Below are 17,388 nucleotides of genomic sequence, written 5' to 3'. Positions count from 1 at the left end.
AAATAAATCAAAGACACATACTTCCTTTTTCGCATGATATGGGAACTAATCACATATCATTTATAACTGTATCCAAGAAAAGAAAGGGGATTTTTAAATGAGAAAGGCGATTTTAATATTTATTGTCGCTATTTTTATCATTGGAATCGTTCATATTGCTGTAACTCCAATAAATTATAAGTCATATACAATCGAGGCCCTTTGGTTTGCAAGTGCCGGTTGTACACTCATCTTCCTTGCTTTTTTAAACTATGTTCTTATTAGCATCAAACAAAGACAAACAAGATTTTTTGTCATTTGTCATACAGCAAATATTTTATGTACTATTTTGGTTGCTTTCATTCTTACGATTGCATTCGCTCCTCACATAATCCTCTTGTTTGTTTTATTAGTTTCTAAAACTTTACTTGTCATTGGATTTCAATTCTCTTCAAAATCTTAAGAATGTCCATAAATTACGGCATGCTTAAGGTAGGAAACGATAAGAATATAAATAAAGATTCTATTTTTAGTGCGTGTTTAATTAGCAAATTTCTAACAGGAATTCTTGTTTTTGGGTGAGAGAGCTAGCTGGGGGTTTTGGGGCTAGCTCCTAGAAACCGAAACTGTTCTTTCCACTTTAATTGCTGAAAAAAATGATATCGTAACCATTCTATATCCCACTGTAAATAGTAATATTCGTACCATTCTTCAAATTTAGTATGATAGCGTTTGTTCCTTTCTACAATATGATCATCTATATGAAATATATAAAATGATGCACCCTTTTGTTTTAACTTTTGTTCAAGCTGCTTCACCAAAGTTGTTCTCCCTAAGCGACTTAATCCATCTATTCCTAAAACAAATCGTTTACCTATATTCTCATCAATCACTTTTAATACTTGATTGAAAGACATGATTTTTTCTCCCAATCTTCTGCTAATAAGGAATAGATGATGGTATCATACTCTACATTATTTTGAATCATATATTTCCGAAGCAGTCCTTCTTTTTGAAATCCAATCTTTTTCAATAATTTATGAGAAGCCTCGTTCTCTTTATAGACAACAGCTCCAATTCTGATAAGTTTCATCGTTTGAAAAGCATATGTAACGATTGTCTGTACCGCTTCAGTTGCATATCCTTTTCCCCAATATGCATCATCGAGTTCGTAACCAATTTCGGCTCGCTTATGATTAAGATTAATAAAGTGAAATCCACATGTACCAATGAATCGATTTGTCCCTTTCAGTTCAATTCCCCAGCGCACTTGGCTTCCTTCTTTATATTTTTTGCTAAACATCTGAATCATTCTTTTTACCTGCTCCATATTTCGAATAGCGTCCATACCAAAATAGCGCATGACAGATTCTTTTTGAAAATAATGAAACATATTCTCTGCATCTAATAACGTTAATTCTCTTAGTATAAAACGCTCCGTCTCTAAAGTTGGAAATCCCATTCTTTCTCTCCTTTTCCTCCTGAATTCTATTCAACATATGTGCTATGTTCCTCTTTTAGTAATAAACGTTCTTCATACTTTTTAACGTATAACCATCTTCTCTAACATTCGACAAATTATTTTTAAACACCTTGTTTTCAACAAATGATAGCATAAAAAATAAGACCGATTACTCGGTCTCAAACATATTGGCATAAACAGGAGATTGGACATAACCAATTCATGTTTTATTATATTTTATATTTTCAGATTTTTGAACCTTTTATCACATGATCGATATTGAGAAAATTGTTTAGCCCTTTTTATGTAGTGCGCCCTTTTGAATAAATTTTTCCATTCCGCACATGCTAAAGATGGAGGTGTGCACAAATGGAACCAATGTTATGTCCAAATTGTAAAACAAACCGTACTCGCTTTAATATTCTTGAACAACAAGTCAAACCGGTAAAACTCAACCCACAAACAGGACAAATCGAAGAAGAATATACAAACGAAACATTAAATGTGTTTCATATGTCTTACCAAGGTCCTACATACCGTGTACAATGCGCTGTATGTGGATTAGTTGAAAATCCAGAACAATTTATAAAACCTGCACAAAACAAATTATTTTAACATTAGAAAGCTCGGTTCATATTTCATAGCCGAAAAAGTAATAAAACAAGCTCGTTACTTTTTCGGCTGTTTGTCCATTACTCACTTTTTATCCCCTTATCCCTACCTTCATAATATCACGTACAATGAATCTAATAAAAAACAAGAATCGCTCCTTTCACAATCCTTTCTTCTAAAGTCAATTATAGAAATACTATAGTCAAACCAACACTCTAATTCTCTCTTTTTCACACTATTTTATATTATTTCTTTTTTTAACTTTCTAATTTTCAAAATCAATCGCACAAACATATACATATGTATACAAACTACAAATCCTATGAAACCTTTTATGATAATCGACAATTTGTTTGCAGGAGACTCTAAACAAGAAATAGATATGGCTGGTAGGATCGATAAAAAAATAATTACAAGGTGGTTTAATAGGTCTTTTAATTTTTCAATTCTCGTTTCTGTTTCAGAATAAATATCTGGTAGCTCATTCTTATCCACAACTTCTTTACAAAAATAATGCCATTTTGTAAAACTAGATACATATTTCCAACCGGACATCTCATATATTTCCAAATATTCTCTCTGATTCTTTAAAGATTTTTGAAAATCAAAGTTAAAGTCAGCTTTATACACAACATCTTTCGGTTCTGTTTTCTTAAATGTATACATGAAATGATATTTCTGAAATGCCCAACCTTTTTGATGCATTTCTCTTAAGTATGCCTCTTCCTTTTCTAAGTTCCACGCTGTAAAAAATTTAAAGGTTTTCTTAATTTCCATATTACATCTTCTCCCTTAAAATTTGTTTTCCATTTTGAACAGAGCGTTGTAATCTTTTAAATTCAAGTTCTAATACCTCTCTACCAAATGGAGTTAACATATAACATTTTTTTCTATCTGTAGAATCTACTTCTACGATTAATTTTTCCGTCAATAACTTTGTTATGTTTCCATATAATGTACCAGGCCCAAGCTTAACTTCCCCATCTGTCATTTCTTCCACCATCTGCATAACTCCATACCCATGTATTCGCTTTGCGAATGACAACAAAATATAATAGGTTGCTTCTGTTAATGGAATATATTTTTTTGCTTTCTCATCCACTCTATCTACCTCCATTATATCGCCAACATCTATATCAACCAGCGATATATCGATTAACGATATTATATAATGATTGTATTGAAAATGCAATACACATACTCTTTCTAGGGCTCAACGAAGCAAGGAATTTATTAGTATCCATTTAAAACAAAATCCCCCTCGATTAAGTTCCACTAACTTCACCAAGGGAGGGAAAACATACTTTCCTTATTTGATTGGCTACCCATCATACACGTTACTATTTCACGATGCTGTTAAATACCGATTTGTGTTAACAAAGTTTTACAAGTCATCACATACAGCCATCACTGCTGAGGAAGTTCCTATTCGTCGTTGATTACATTTAGTGAGAGATGCAAGTGTTGTTTTTCCTTCTTTACTATCAATAATAAGAAAACGCCAAAGGTTTGTATGTTTACTGTTTTGTTTTTACTTATTCTATTACATTCCTTATGACGTATTATTGCGTCTTCTCAATTTGAATATAAAAAAGACTATTCCTTATAGAAATAGCCTTTACATTCAGAATAAATCCCCTTACTAGTAGCCAGACTACTGTTAATTTTGAAAAGTCTTATAATAACATACAGCAACTAATTCGTTATGAATTACTGCTTGCAGAAGTCGCGGCAGTAGAAGCCGAAATTGCTGCGATGAAAGCTGCTTGTTGCGCCTGTATGAGAATCTCAATCATTGTTTGTAATCCTGTGTTAGCTGCTTGATGTTCCATACCTTTTTGACTCACAAATAGTTGGATCGCAATCAAAATATTTGTATCCGTCTGCCAACGGAATAGCTTATCCCCCTGCAATTTCTCCATAAATGTTCGAATAGAAGAAACTTCTTTTTCTCCATCTTCAAGCAATGCTAGTAGCCCAATAGCTGGATAGTGCATTTGTTTCACTTTTACTTTTTCTTGCTTAAATAAATTCCATATGTTTGTACATCGCGCCACTAACATATCTTCACGAATATCCTTCTTTAGAGAGAGAATATGACTTAAAAATTGAAGATCATTTCCTTTGCGCAAACCAGATGTCGCCAGTTTCTGATAGAGGCGCTCCACCCGGTCCATAAGCGGTCCTATTTCTTCTTGTTGTCCTGCTAATAAAACTGCGAGCGGATAATCACTTGTACTTGTAAGGAAGAAGTGATCCTCTTTCATACGTTTATATACCTTCACGGAACGCTGAATACGTGCTTCATATTGCTCACGATCATCTGGCAAAAGCGTAGCTGCGGCTAAATAAGTAAAGATACTGCGGCTAAAACCACTAGCGATAAACCGTTCATATAAGTCTAAAAACTGCTGAAATGCCGTTTTATAATGCGTAAAGTGAATATCTAACGTTGCCGCAACTACAAAGCGATGATAAGATTTCAAATAGGAAAACATACCTACCTGAGATTTAATATAATGACTAATTTGTAAAAAACGTTCTAAATCAAAAGGTTTATCGCTACTTGTATACATAGCAGCAATCATCATCCCTGTTCGAGAATCACTCGTTTTCCACTTTAGTTCTCTCTTCAACTGTTTATATATGCTCGTATACTGCTCTAATTTTTGTTGCAATGTAATCATAGATGCCCTCCATTTTTTGTTTTTTCTTCTCTATCATAATACGGTTCCATATTTAGGAATATCTTTTTCATATAACTGCCCTATTGACTCTTAACAATATGTTCCACATGAAGTGGCAACTGCGTCATTTTATCTTTTAAAAACTCTGGTTTTACGTTATATTCACATATTTGTTCTAAAGGTATCCATTGAAATTTATATTTTCTCCCTTCTTCTTCAAAAAGAAAAGAATCTGCTCCTTTTACTGGTAACGTAAGTAAATTGACTTCATAATACAAACTTATTTCATGGAACTGCCTTGAATCATACGTAAAGAAATTTTCTACAATCCATAAAGGTCGTTTCACTGCAACATCGACTCCAAGCTCTTCTTTTAGCTCTCTTTTTATTGCTACTTCACTCGTCTCTAGCAATTGTACGCGACCACCTGGTACATACCAGAAATCTTCTCCCTCATTTTGAAGCATTAAAATTTTATTATCATGTTTACATATTGCACCAACTCTATAATTAAAACATGATTGATTGACTTGAAATGTAAGATCCATGATAATCCCCTCTTCATATTATGTTAGATTGAAAAATTACTATATTTTATTTACATTGTCCCTTACTCGCAATCATGATGGACAATACTCCATTGATTCCTAAAAAAATTACAACGCCAACACATACGCAAACATATAAATCACATGTCACGGAGAATTTGTGCTATAAATGAGTGCTGGAATGATAATAAGAGCTATCAGAAAGAAAACAATACCGAAAATATCCACTTATTCCTTTTGTAACGTTTCTTTCATCTTTATTAAGTAAGGAAATGATTCTAAATAGAATCCACTGAACACTCGGTGTACTTGCTGGAATATGTACCGGTTTATTTCCATGTAATGTATTTATTATCCCTTATTTCAATTGAGGGAGCGCTTCCTCTTCAAAAATATGATTCTTATTCGTTAAAATAACGCCGCCCCAATCTGTTTTAGGTATAAAAAACATTTTTGCATGTGAATTCGGTGTTAAACCTGAATGCCGTATCACTTTCTCTTCAGAATGTGAATTGGTAATTCTTACTCCTAGTCCGTAGTAAAGTGTTTCACCCATTCGAACATGCAGCGACATATATAAATTCAACCAAAATATACCTTTCAAAAAATAATTTTCAGTTCATTCAAACAATCCCCCCTGCCTTCAATGAAGGCGGGGGATATACCTTATATTTCAATCATTTATATAAAATTCCTAAACACAATCCACCTCTGCATTCTAACCTTATCTTCTCATCGCATTTTCTCTTGTTGAAACCAAAGCTTTAACAATTCCCTCTCTTTTTCTCTTGCCATACCTGCTTTTCGTTCTGTATCTTTCCTCGATTTTTCCCATTGATACACATCAGAAATCGTATTTTGAATGGGTCTAAAAGAAAGTCCAGCGTTAACAGCTTTTTCAATACTTATAAAAAAACTCCCCTTCCACGGTTCTGTTTCTCCTTCTAACGGAAAAGTTTCAGGAATCCATAGAGGCATCTCCGTCCATGGCTGCACTTTATTTTCTAGTAAAAATTGTTCTTCCACCCATACAAATTCAGCATCGCTGTTGGTAACAGCTTTGCAAGTATTTAATAACTCTCCTATCGTCAATTCATTATTCGGTCCTGTTACATTAAACGTGCCTACTTTTCTGCCTTCTGCCATATTAAACGCCCACGTTGCCACATCTTTTACGTCAATCAATTGAACAGGACGGTTGGAATGCTCTGGAACCAATACTTCCCCCCCTTGTGCTACACGCTGAATCCAGTACGGAAGCCGGTCTGTGTAATCAAATGCCCCAACTAAAAGTCCTGCTCTCATATGCAAAACTCGCCCTGGCCAATATTTTTCTGCTTCCTTCTCACATAACACTTTTAATCCTCCGTAATACTCGTAAGGAGATGCCTCCCCGTCCTCAATCGCTTTCAACTTCTCCCTAGGTGGAATAGACTGTAATTGATAGTCTTCCTTAATATGCAGTGGAATCCAATCTTTATAGGTAGACATGCTTGAAATAAATGTATAATGTTCGATATTTCCTCCAAGTATGGTGGCAATGTTACGAATTTGATGTGGTGCAAATCCACATGTATCCATCACAATATCCCAATTTCGATTCTTTAAAGCAGACACATCTCCATCTCTATCGCCAATTAGCTGTTCTACTTTAGGAAATATTTCTTTATTTGTACCGCGATTAAACAAAGTTACTTCATGTCCTCGTTTCAAAGCTTCTTCTACTAATGCTCTTCCTAAAAAGCGCGTACCTCCTAATATAAGCACCTTCATATCTTTCCCCCATTTCACAAACTAAAAAATTAGCATTCAATTTATATAACGATTTTCCTAGTTAAAAAGTTACGGGAGAATAACGAAATTATTTGTCGCTATTTATACTTTCTTTACAAATAAAACTCTACTCTCTCCATTCCCATCATAATTTGTATGTACAGATACACCATCAACCTCGCTATCACCTGCTTCAATTTCAAATCCAAATTCTTGATGAAATTGAATTGATTTTTTATTTACTAGAGAGGTTACTGCTTTAACGGTATGACGATTATTTGCACGAGCCACATCAAAAAAATAAGAATAGAGTGTAGAGGCTATCCCTTTTCTTCGATACTTTGGGTCCACTCCAATAAAATGAACGTACGCTTCATCGGGATGTGTTTGCGATAAGAATCCACATAAAAAACCTACTATCTCTCCATCCTCTTCCATAACAAAACTCGTTTCTTGAAAATGAATGAAGAATAGTTTTGGTAACATATCCGCCATATTCCGTCCACCCCACCATTCGTTAAGGACAGAATGGATGGCTGTATAATCTTCACTTTGTATATTCCTAACCCTCATTTTTTCCTCCTCATTCGTAGAAACTCAATATTCTCATAAAAGGCAACACCTTATAGTATTTGCTGCTTACTGTATCACTTCCTTCAAACTTTGACACAAAAATTTTTTTCATATAAAATATTCACAATAATCAAAAAATAAAATAAAAAGAGGTGAATTCATGCAACAACAAAGTTCCACTCAAAAAAGAGCATTAATAGCTAGTTTAATTGGCAGTTCTATCGAATGGTTTGATTTCTTTTTATACGGAACAGCTGCCGCGCTTGTATTTAACAAGTTGTTTTTTGTAAACGAGGACCCTCTTATCGCACTTATGCTTTCCTATCTTTCTTTTGGTATCCCGTTTTTCATTCGCCCTCTTGGAGGTATTATTTTCAGTCATATCGGTGACAAAATCGGCCGAAAAAAGACACTTGTTTTAACCTTATCGCTTATGGGAGGAGCGACAGTATGTATTGGCTTACTTCCTTCTTATGAGACGATCGGTATATTGGCTCCCATTCTTTTAATCTTACTGCGAATTATTCAAGGACTAGGAATTGGCGGTGAATGGGGTGGCGCTTTACTACTAGCAGTCGAATATGCACCAAAAGATAAAAAGGGATTTTTCGGCAGTATTCCGCAAACAGGTGTTACAATTGGAATGTTACTTGGAACTGCAGCAATCTCCTTTATGACAATGATTTCTGGTGATAACTTTGTGACGTGGGGATGGAGAGTTCCATTTATTCTGAGTGCCGTACTCGTATTCATAGGATTATGGATTCGAAATGGATTAGATGAAACACCTGATTTCAAAAAAGCGAAGGAAAGCGGAAATATTGCTAAACTGCCAATTGTCGATACGCTGCGCTATCATTGGAAGTCTGTTCTAAGCGCTACAGGTGCAAAGGTAGCGGAAACAGGTCCTTTCTATATTTTCTCAACATTCATTGTTTCTTACGGTACACTGCAACTTAAATTACCGCATACAACTGTTTTAAATGCTGTTACGATTGCTATGCTCATTACGACGATTATGATCCCGTTAATGGGAAAACTTTCAGATACAATTGGGAGAAAGAAAATGTACATATGGGGTACAGTTGCCATTCTTTTATATGCCTTCCCCTATTTCTTCCTATTAAATCAAGGAACCTCTTTTTCTATCATAATCGCAACTGTTATTGGTTTAGGTATTTTATGGGCACCTGTCACAGCTGTATTAGGTACATTATTCTCTGAAATTTTTTCTACTCAAGTTCGCTATACTGGTGTTACATTAGGTTATCAACTAGGCGCTGCACTTGCTGGCGGAACGGCACCAATGATTGCTGTTTATTTAATGAATGTGTATAACAATTCATGGATTCCAGTAGCGCTATATATTGTACTTACTTGCTGTATCTCTTTAATCGCAATTGCTGCCGTTTCAACGAAGCAAATGGCAGAAAATATACAAAATCAAGATATACAAGCTTAATCAATCGGGGGATTTCTAGCTCCCCCTTTTCTATTAAAAAGAAAGGTGATTAGAATGATTCATATTATAGAAGAAATGGTAAAAGAAATTTATAAAATGAAAGATTGCTTACAAGATGTAGAAAGGGCATTCCAATATTACATGAACAATGAAATTGCAACGCCGGTACGACTAAATATACAGCACTCTCAAGAAGAAGCAAACTCCCTTTATATGCCTTCTTATGTAGCTCCCATCGAATTTGCTTCTACGAAAATCGTTAGTGTCTTTCCCAAAAATACGCAAAAAGGGAAAAAAGCACTACAAAGCTTAATCGTTTTAACAGAAACAAATACTGGTGATCATGTCGCAACAATTGAAGCTTCCTATTTAACAACACTTCGCACAGGAGCAATGAGCGGTATCGCGACAAAACATTTCGCTCGTCAAAATGCTAATGTCTGCGTTGTCATTGGGTGCGGCGCTCAAGCGCTCGGACAAATACAAGCCGTTATGGAAGTTCGCCCGGTAACTCGCATTCTCCTCGTCAATCGGACAATGCAAAAAGCATTTGAATTTAAAAATATCTTACTCTCCTTATATCCGAATTGGAGCGGGTCGATTGAAATTATGGAATCAGCTAATGATGCTGTTGCAATAGCTGATATTGTGATTTGTAGCACTACTTCAACTACCCCTGTATTAAATGGAAACTATCTCAAACCTGGTACTCATATAAATGGAATTGGTTCTTATCAGCCCCATATGCAAGAACTTGATGTCACTACATTACAGCGTAGTGATAAAATTATTGTAGATACAATAGAAGGTGTACAACATGAAGCTGGAGATTTCTTGATTGCAAGCAAACAAAATGAATGGGATTTTTCAAACATATATAGTGAACTTGGGGATATTATTATAGGGAAGAAACAAGGACGAGCAAATCCGAATGAGATTACTTTATTTAAATCAGTTGGGGTTGCCTTTTTGGATACAGTAGTGGCGGCTTCGATTTATGAAAAGTATAGAGAGATTGTGAATATCTAAATTATATTTTTTACTTTCCCTGTACGAACAGAACTGTTATAAATACCCCTATTATATTCTTTAACGAACAGTAAGACTCCCACCTCAAAGTTCAGCGAAAGCAAAAAAATGAGGTGGGAGTAAGACTTTTAATCACTTGAAGATGAATCGCAACAGTTTTTCTAACTGTATTCACCTACTAGAATCATTCCTTTACATTTTATTTTAAATCTATTTATTTTAATGTATAATTATATAATAAATTTTAAAAGTGAGGTGTCAATTATGAGAAGTTTTGGTTCAATCGTTACCTCTACGATCTGTTCAATCATTCTTGTTATATGGAATATCTTAACCTTCTATAATAAGTATACAACTGGCAGCAAATATGCATGGATTAGTGGTATTCTAGCTGTTCTTTTCCTTGCGTTCCTTATTAACAACGCGAAAGATATTATTAAGAAAAATTACATAACTTCAATGAATCAGTAGTGAATCCCATTTATGTGGAAAACAATTAGCAAATATTAATACCGTTTATTGGTTAACATTAATTTGCACACTAATAATGATCCTTTCCTTTATAGAAATTAGAAAGAAACTTAAACATAAGGATTATAGAACAACATAATAAAAACCGATTCCTTTGAAAAACAACACGTATTTTACCGAAATGCTGGAGATAAAAAGGAGTCCATCACCTACTGTATATAGATGATGGACTCCTTTTTCTTATGAAGTAAACGTCTTCATTGGCTTCTTCTGCACAAGAGGTCATTTTCATCATTCACTCACCTTGTTCAAATGGAAAGAAGACTTTTTAATTGTTCCTTTTTTCACAACATATAAACCGATAAATATAACAAGGCCACCTATTAGCTGCATGATCGTTATTCTCTCTCCGATGGTCATCGCTGCAAAAATAACCGCAAACAACGGAACAAGATACATATAAACCATTACTTTTGTAGAACCAATTTGACTAATGCCAACGTACCACATTGCAAGACCGAAAATGGTCGCAAATACAATTGAATATGTTAATGATCCCCAGCTTAATAGATCTGCCGGCCATGTTAATGCACTGGCATGGAATAAACAATATATAACGAGTGGTACAATTCCAATTAATGTAGACCAAGAAGTTACTCGCATCGCTGAATACTTTGTAATAAGTGGTTGCGCAAGGATTGGATACCATCCCCATGCAATGGCAGCGACTAGTCCGATTCCATTTCCAAGCCAAGCATACTCATATGTAGATTGACTCGTATGTCCAGTTAATAATACGAGCGCTGCCCCGCCAAACGATAGTACCGAACCAACTTGGATTTTCATTGAAAAGCGTTCTTGTTTGTGTAATACTGCTAAAATCCCTGTAAAAATTGGTGACATTGCGATTAATAATGATGCATTTGTTGCTGAAGTGTATTTGACAGATAACATAAATAACGTTTGATATAACGTTGTTCCAACAATTCCAACGACTACTAATCTAAGCCAGTCTTTTCTTTCAATACGTAACGAGCGCTCCAACATAAATGTAATAACTAATAATACCGGAGAAGCTACTAAAAACCGTAAACTGTTAAATTGAATGGATGACATATATGCCACTCCATATTTTCCAATTGTATAGTTCGCTCCCCATACTAAAGCAACTGATATGAGGAGCCATTCCATTTGCCATCGCTTCATCTTAATCTCCCCTTCCACTACTAGCATAGTAAAATTGGCTGGACACTACACCATCCAATTGGCTGTTTTTTCACCCAACCAATTTGTTATAATGACGATAGATGAGAAATAAGGGGACGATATAAATGGAGTGGAAATTAGATACGAATAGTAAAGTTCCGATTTATCAACAAGTTGTTGATTTCATTGAAAGACGTATTATGTACGGAGAGCTTCCTCCTGGTAGTTTTCTGCCTTCAGAGCGAAAGCTTGCAATGCATCTCAATATCAATCGCAGTACTGTTACAACTGCTTATAATGAACTTCGCGCTATGGGAATTGTAGAGAGTACAACAGGGAGAGGCACACGTGTGAGTACGCATATGTGGGGCGTTTCTCCTACATTAACACCGAACTGGAGAGGATTCGTAGAAGGAGGTACGTTCTTACCAAATTTACCGCTCCTTCGCCATATTCGGGAACAAGTACAACAAAATGAAAATATCATTGATTTTGCCAACGGAGAACTTGGGTATGATCTATTTCCCCATGAACAACTGCAAATGATTTTACAAAAGCAACCTTTCACTCAGTCGCTTAGCTATGATCATCCACAAGGCTATCTTCCGTTAAGACAGGCAGCGGTAAAATACATGAGAGAGTATCTATATATTGATGCAACAGAACAATCCATTATGATTACATCTGGTGCACAGCAAGCACTTCACCTAATTGTACAATGTTTATTAAACCCAGGCGATGCGGTTGCATTTGAAAGCCCATCGCATTGTTATTCTTTACCGCTCTTCCAGTCTGCTGGTATTCGAATTTTCCCATTACCTGTTGATGAGCATGGAATTCATCCAGAAGATGTGCATGAATTATATCGTAAGCACCGTATTAAAATGATTTTTTTAAACCCAAATTTTCAAAATCCAACAGGTACGATGCTGCATCCAAACCGGAGAAAAAAACTATTATCACTATGCGCAGATTTACGTATTCCAATTGTAGAAGATGATCCATCCAGTTTGCTAACACTGGAAAAGAAAAAGCCTTGTCCGACTTTAAAATCCATTGATGAAAATGGTACAGTTATTTATGTTCATTCCTTATCCAAAATGATTGCACCAGGCCTTCGAATCGGCTGGCTCGTTGCTCCGCAGTCTGTAGTGGAAAGATTATCGGACGCGCGTCACCAAATGGAGTTAGGAATGAGCGTGCTCCCGCAGTGGCTCATGCAACAGTTTTTTGAAACCGTTCCGTTTCATATACATATGGAACAACTGCGAAGACAACTAGCGCAAAAAAGAAATCTTCTTGTTCATTCCTTAAACTGTTATCTTCAAGACTACATTTCTTTTTCAAATCCAAATGGCGGAATCTACATATGGGGAAAAGTAAAGAAACCTATTAATGAAAAACAACTTATTATGCAAAGTTTAAAACAAGGTATTGCCTTTATGCCCGGTAGTATTTTTGGCGCAAAGAATGGCTATATTCGATTATCATATGGAAAAGTAAATATCAATCAAATAGATGAGGGGATCTCTCGTTTACATCGTGCAATGAAAACTTGTCTAAAATAGAAAAAAGCGTAAGGAAATTCCTTGCGCCTTTTCTATTTATAGCTTATTTCCCCATATTTGTTTAAAAGATTTCACATATAGGAGAGCAAGCACAGATTGAATCATAATAAATAATGATGCGGTTATCATTTTTACATTCTGATCGAATACGCCCAATACTCCCATTGTTAAACCAATCAACAGAAAAACTACACTAAACGGTGGTGTAATTTTCATTAATATCCCAAACTTTTTGTTCATACTATTCCTCCCTTTCCCCATAATCTTTTCAACAACTATATGTATTCATTATAATTTATATACCAAAAGCTGTATATTAATATATCAAAATAGAACTTTCTATTACAAGCCCTTACGTGACTGTATGAATCTATTTTTTTAATCCGCGATATTGAGCTGTCGTCAATTCTTGTATATAAGCATCAATTTCTGGCATATTACATTCTTTCGCTATTTGTATCGCAAGTTCAATGTTATATGGGAGGCGGACAAGTTGAATCGAAAAACTCGCCGGCTCTTTTTGATCATATATACCTTCAAAGATTAAATAAGAAGATTGTGTAATCTCAAGTGGATTTCCTACACTCCCAGCATTACATAATGTTTTTCCTTTAAAGTTTTGCACAAACGCTTGGTGGACATCTCCATAGCAAACAACATCTGGCTTTCTATCACCTTCTATATTTTGTGTCACATGACTATTTTCAAACATACTCATCCGCTCTTCTCTTGTAGCATGTGGCTGAATTCTTTCATATACACTTCTAGGCGAAGCATGAAACATCCGAATCAATTTTCCGCTCATCATAAATTCTATTGAAAACGGCAGTTCTCTTAAATAATCCATTTGTTCTTCTGAAAGCTGATTTTGATGCCACTTTAATGTTTCAAATTCAGTCGGCTTTGTGATGAAGTCATCCCAGTTTCCCATTACAACTTGCTCGCATTCTTTACGAACAATATCAATGACATCGCTAGACTGCGGCCCTTTCCCTACTAAGTCACCTAAACAAAAAATTCGCTCTATCCCTCTTAATTTTATATCTTCAAGAACTGTCTCTAACGCAGGAATATTGCCGTGAATATCTGAAATAATTGCTATTTTATCCATACGTACACCTCCTGTTATTCTATATTTATTAAAGGTTTATACCAATTTGGAATATACGATGTAAAACCATTATGCTCTTCTACAATTCTTCTTAACCTTATTTTCATTTTCTCTACTAAGTTAGGTGTGATTCGATGTGTCCACACAATATCTGCGGGAAAAATCATTGCTGCGTACAAGGCATATAACTTCCAAAAATGAAGCGGTGGTTCACCCTCGCAATATCCGTGAATTTGTCCAACTGCAAATGGTACACTCGTATCGACTGTAAACAAAGGTAATTTATAAAAATCATGAATTGGATCTCCAAAATCAAATCTTGCAAAGTCAATAACAGCACGAAACTCATTACGATAAAACATAAGATTCGCTGGGTGAAAGTCGTCATGTAAAAATACAACCGGACGGTCTTGTAATAGATGTTTATGAGTTTCTACAAAAGTTAACACTTGTTTTATATCAATAAAATCCGTCTCATATTCTTCTAATGCTTGCAAGTATTTCTTATATTTATTCCATCGTAACGTTTTCCAAGATTCTTCTACATTCTTTTCCTTCACAGTATGAATTGCCTTTAATACTTCTCCCGCTCTTTTTCCAGCTATGTATTGCTCTTTCTTAGTCAATTTAGCAAGTATATCTTTTCCATCTTCTCCTTCCATCCATTCAAACACTTGTACACATTGATTGCATGAATCAAGATTTACAACATGAAGTAGTTTAGACATTGGTATCGCTAATAATTCCAAACGACTCATATATCCGTATTCTTCCTCTTTACGTTTACGAGCTACACGATCACATACTTTTATAAAATAACGCTCACGGTTTTCTAGTTCAATTTTATACTTTTGATCTGGCGAAAACCCTTTTGAAATAACGGTACACTTTACGATATGAGATCAATTTAATCGTTTTTCTAATTCAGTTAAAACTTCTTGCACATCGATTCCTCTGCTTAATAGATGTATACACTACCTAACACTTGTTTTTTACTCTTAAGATGATGCGTTCCTTGTAATTCCACTGCAAAAGGATATTCCCCATTTTGTTCTAACTGTTCCTGTATAATCCCTTCACCGATTGGCTCACAAAATTGAATCGTTACATTTCCAAGAAATACACTTTGACAAATCGCATTCCATTCTTTATAAACTTGAGGAGAATTTACTTGTACTTCCAATAGCTCCTTCCATCGTTCCACGGTTTCACATACATTTTTCACAGTATAGTATATAGTTTGCATTTCTTTTACATCATTACGATGCGGTGCAATGACGCCACATTGTTGTAAATCTCTCCTTCTATCTGTATCACATTCTTCCCATTGTATAAAGAACGGTAATTTCGGACTACTTTCTTCCTGCTCCACAAATAACATTTTCCATTCTATGAGATGTTCATCATTTCTCATTCGTTTACCTTCGAATGGTCCTTTCACTTGTATGCCTTTTTCTACGAATTTTGTAGCTAATTCTTCAATACGATTTGTACGAAGCGCAATTTGGAGCATTCCTTCTCCATTTTGTAGTTTCTCCACAGTCTCCTGAACGAGTGGATTATCCGCTTGCTTTGCTTGTTCCTCATCCCTAACTGCTAAAAATTCAATATACGATAAATCAAAATAACTTAAACTATTCCATGTTCCCCAGTTCGTATGTTCTCCGCCTTGTACTGTATGAAATCCGAGTTCCTTCATTTGTCTTTCCGCTTCTTTTGGTGTACACCGAACAGCATGAACAAGATGATCAAATGCTAACATGCTTTTCCCTCCTCTCATCTACATCTTTTTATTATATAATCATTCCGTTATTTCAATCAATTCAAAAAACTTTTCAAAACCTAGTTGATTTATGGTTTTAATATGCATTATAATAATTAAAAATTTATATTATGCTGATTGGAAAAACCAAAGGCTCTTTTCTCAAGTGAGAAAAGAGCCTTTTTATTTATTATTACAGGGGGATTATATATGCAGAAATTAATTGTCTTTGCTATTATTGGTTTTTTTGCTCAACTCATTGATGGAGCACTTGGAATGGCGTACGGGGTCACATCTACCTCATTATTATTAATGTTTGGAATCGCACCAGCCGTTGCCTCTGCTTCTGTTCATTTAGCTGAAGTGGTCACAACAGCCGCATCTGGATTTTCTCATGCACGCTTTGGAAATGTCGATAAATATACTGTTTCAAGGCTTACATTACCAGGGGCAATCGGCGCTTTTGTCGGAGCTTGTTTTTTAAGCAATTTACCTGGTGACGTAATTAAACCATACATTTCTTTATTTTTATTCTCTTTAGGTGTCTATATTTTATTACGATTTATTATTCAAAAACAAATTGTTACATCTAATACACGTATGTCTAGCAAACAACTGATTCCTCTCGGTTTATTTGCGGGATTCATTGACTCAACTGGCGGCGGGGGCTGGGGCCCTATCACTACACCAGTACTTCTCGCGCGTGGGAATGAAGCAAGAAAAGTGATTGGTTCTGTAGATACGAGCGAATTTCCTGTCGCATTAGCAGCGACAATTGGTTTTTTTATTTCTTTAGGATGGGAACAAGTAAGCTGGATTTGGGTATTCGCTTTAATGCTAGGTGGGATTATTGCCGCTCCGATTGCAGCATGGTTAGTTCGAATTGTACCGTCTCATTTACTTGGCGTACTTGTTGGTGGATTGATTATCTTCACAAATATTCGAACACTTCTTACAGCACTCCAAGTAGATCCAACGATTATTACACTTTCTTATATCGCTGTAGGACTTATCATTATTATCGCTCTATTTTTATCTATTCGTAACCACTCCCAGTTAACAAAGCAAAGCGTTAACTATCCAACTGACCAAAAACAAATATTACCTTAATACCAAAAGCATGATACCGCTTAAAGGATCATGCT

Annotated in this window: 19 protein-coding genes and 1 pseudogene; 6 read left to right on the top strand and 14 right to left on the bottom strand. The window is 35.3% G+C overall.

The genetic code is table 11. The features are described from left to right. Positions 1–97 precede the first annotated feature (97 nt). The gene (locus tag MR056_RS14550) at positions 98–442 is read left to right on the top strand and encodes a hypothetical protein (RefSeq protein ID WP_012094495.1); all 345 of its coding nucleotides are present in this window, start codon (positions 98–100) and stop codon (positions 440–442) included. A gap of 163 nt (positions 443–605) precedes the next feature. On the opposite strand, the pseudogene MR056_RS14545 reads toward MR056_RS14550, so the two are convergent. Then, positions 606–896 (bottom strand): annotated as a pseudogene (locus MR056_RS14545) (nucleoside/nucleotide kinase family protein); the annotation flags it as partial. Further along, positions 875–1,441 (bottom strand): GNAT family N-acetyltransferase, encoded by a 567-nt coding sequence (locus MR056_RS14540; protein ID WP_048724339.1) that lies wholly within the window; start codon positions 1,439–1,441, stop codon positions 875–877. The gene MR056_RS14540 and the pseudogene MR056_RS14545, both read right to left, overlap by 22 nt. A gap of 369 nt (positions 1,442–1,810) precedes the next feature. Here MR056_RS14540 and MR056_RS14535 point away from each other — a divergent pair, with 369 nt between their 5' ends. Next, complete coding sequence (locus tag MR056_RS14535; protein WP_012094498.1) at positions 1,811–2,056, top strand: hypothetical protein; 246 nt, start codon at positions 1,811–1,813, stop codon at positions 2,054–2,056. A gap of 237 nt (positions 2,057–2,293) precedes the next feature. On the opposite strand, the gene MR056_RS14530 is transcribed toward MR056_RS14535, so the two are convergent. The 7 genes from MR056_RS14530 to MR056_RS14495 all read right to left on the bottom strand — a co-directional run bounded on the left by MR056_RS14530 (position 2,294) and on the right by MR056_RS14495 (position 7,634). After that, on the bottom strand, positions 2,294–2,830 hold the full coding sequence (locus tag MR056_RS14530) for a DUF2812 domain-containing protein (protein WP_012094499.1): 537 nt from the start codon (positions 2,828–2,830) through the stop codon (positions 2,294–2,296). Position 2,831: 1 nt separating this feature from the next. After that, a complete protein-coding gene (locus MR056_RS14525; RefSeq protein WP_012094500.1) occupies positions 2,832–3,155 on the bottom strand; it encodes a PadR family transcriptional regulator in 324 nt (107 codons plus the stop codon). A 601-nt stretch (positions 3,156–3,756) separates the two neighbouring features. Further along, complete coding sequence (locus tag MR056_RS14515) at positions 3,757–4,740, bottom strand: DUF4003 domain-containing protein (protein ID WP_048724342.1); 984 nt, start codon at positions 4,738–4,740, stop codon at positions 3,757–3,759. An 80-nt stretch (positions 4,741–4,820) separates the two neighbouring features. Beyond that, positions 4,821–5,288 carry an NUDIX hydrolase gene (locus MR056_RS14510; RefSeq protein WP_048724344.1) on the bottom strand — a complete coding sequence of 156 codons (468 nt, stop codon included), beginning with the start codon at positions 5,286–5,288 and terminating at the stop codon, positions 4,821–4,823. A gap of 358 nt (positions 5,289–5,646) precedes the next feature. Next, positions 5,647–5,874, bottom strand: a complete 228-nt coding sequence (locus MR056_RS14505) for a serine hydrolase (protein ID WP_237701305.1) — start codon at positions 5,872–5,874, stop codon at positions 5,647–5,649. Between the two features lie 146 nt (positions 5,875–6,020). Next, positions 6,021–7,061: an SDR family oxidoreductase gene (locus MR056_RS14500; RefSeq protein ID WP_012094504.1), complete on the bottom strand. Its 1,041-nt coding sequence runs from the start codon at positions 7,059–7,061 to the stop codon at positions 6,021–6,023. 102 nt (positions 7,062–7,163) lie between these two features. Further along, the gene (locus MR056_RS14495; RefSeq protein ID WP_012094505.1) at positions 7,164–7,634 is read right to left on the bottom strand and encodes a GNAT family N-acetyltransferase; all 471 of its coding nucleotides are present in this window, start codon (positions 7,632–7,634) and stop codon (positions 7,164–7,166) included. A gap of 160 nt (positions 7,635–7,794) precedes the next feature. Between MR056_RS14495 and MR056_RS14490 the strand changes: the two genes are divergently transcribed. Both MR056_RS14490 and MR056_RS14485 read left to right on the top strand, forming a co-directional pair. Then, positions 7,795–9,096 (top strand): MFS transporter, encoded by a 1,302-nt coding sequence (locus tag MR056_RS14490; protein ID WP_087098812.1) that lies wholly within the window; start codon positions 7,795–7,797, stop codon positions 9,094–9,096. A gap of 54 nt (positions 9,097–9,150) precedes the next feature. After that, on the top strand, positions 9,151–10,125 hold the full coding sequence (locus tag MR056_RS14485; RefSeq protein WP_210351322.1) for an ornithine cyclodeaminase family protein: 975 nt from the start codon (positions 9,151–9,153) through the stop codon (positions 10,123–10,125). 762 nt (positions 10,126–10,887) lie between these two features. Here the strand turns inward: MR056_RS14485 and MR056_RS14475 are convergent. Then, the gene (locus tag MR056_RS14475; RefSeq protein ID WP_012094507.1) at positions 10,888–11,802 is read right to left on the bottom strand and encodes a DMT family transporter; all 915 of its coding nucleotides are present in this window, start codon (positions 11,800–11,802) and stop codon (positions 10,888–10,890) included. Positions 11,803–11,927: 125 nt separating this feature from the next. Between MR056_RS14475 and pdxR the strand changes: the two genes are divergently transcribed. Next, a complete protein-coding gene (gene pdxR / locus MR056_RS14470) occupies positions 11,928–13,370 on the top strand; it encodes a MocR-like pyridoxine biosynthesis transcription factor PdxR (protein ID WP_087095038.1) in 1,443 nt (480 codons plus the stop codon). Between the two features lie 36 nt (positions 13,371–13,406). Here pdxR and MR056_RS14465 read toward each other — a convergent pair whose 3' ends face one another. The 4 genes from MR056_RS14465 to MR056_RS14450 all read right to left on the bottom strand — a co-directional run bounded on the left by MR056_RS14465 (position 13,407) and on the right by MR056_RS14450 (position 16,243). Next, positions 13,407–13,610, bottom strand: coding sequence for a hypothetical protein (locus MR056_RS14465; protein WP_041809796.1), 204 nt, complete (start codon positions 13,608–13,610; stop codon positions 13,407–13,409). A 130-nt stretch (positions 13,611–13,740) separates the two neighbouring features. Then, positions 13,741–14,481, bottom strand: coding sequence for a metallophosphoesterase family protein (locus MR056_RS14460; protein WP_048724354.1), 741 nt, complete (start codon positions 14,479–14,481; stop codon positions 13,741–13,743). 14 nt (positions 14,482–14,495) lie between these two features. Further along, positions 14,496–15,377 carry an aminoglycoside phosphotransferase family protein gene (locus MR056_RS14455; protein WP_242136572.1) on the bottom strand — a complete coding sequence of 294 codons (882 nt, stop codon included), beginning with the start codon at positions 15,375–15,377 and terminating at the stop codon, positions 14,496–14,498. A 62-nt stretch (positions 15,378–15,439) separates the two neighbouring features. Then, positions 15,440–16,243 carry a VOC family protein gene (locus MR056_RS14450; protein WP_012094511.1) on the bottom strand — a complete coding sequence of 268 codons (804 nt, stop codon included), beginning with the start codon at positions 16,241–16,243 and terminating at the stop codon, positions 15,440–15,442. Positions 16,244–16,453: 210 nt separating this feature from the next. On the opposite strand from MR056_RS14450, the gene MR056_RS14445 reads away from it, so the two are divergent. Next, positions 16,454–17,353 (top strand): sulfite exporter TauE/SafE family protein, encoded by a 900-nt coding sequence (locus MR056_RS14445; RefSeq protein WP_012094512.1) that lies wholly within the window; start codon positions 16,454–16,456, stop codon positions 17,351–17,353. Positions 17,354–17,388: the final 35 nt, after the last annotated feature.

This window comes from Bacillus cereus group sp. BfR-BA-01360, assembly GCF_022663595.1.
GTDB classification, from domain to species: Bacteria; Bacillota; Bacilli; order Bacillales; family Bacillaceae_G; genus Bacillus_A; species Bacillus_A cytotoxicus.
Note: the sequence above shows the minus strand (reverse complement) of the source record. Positions and strands in the feature narration are given on the sequence as shown.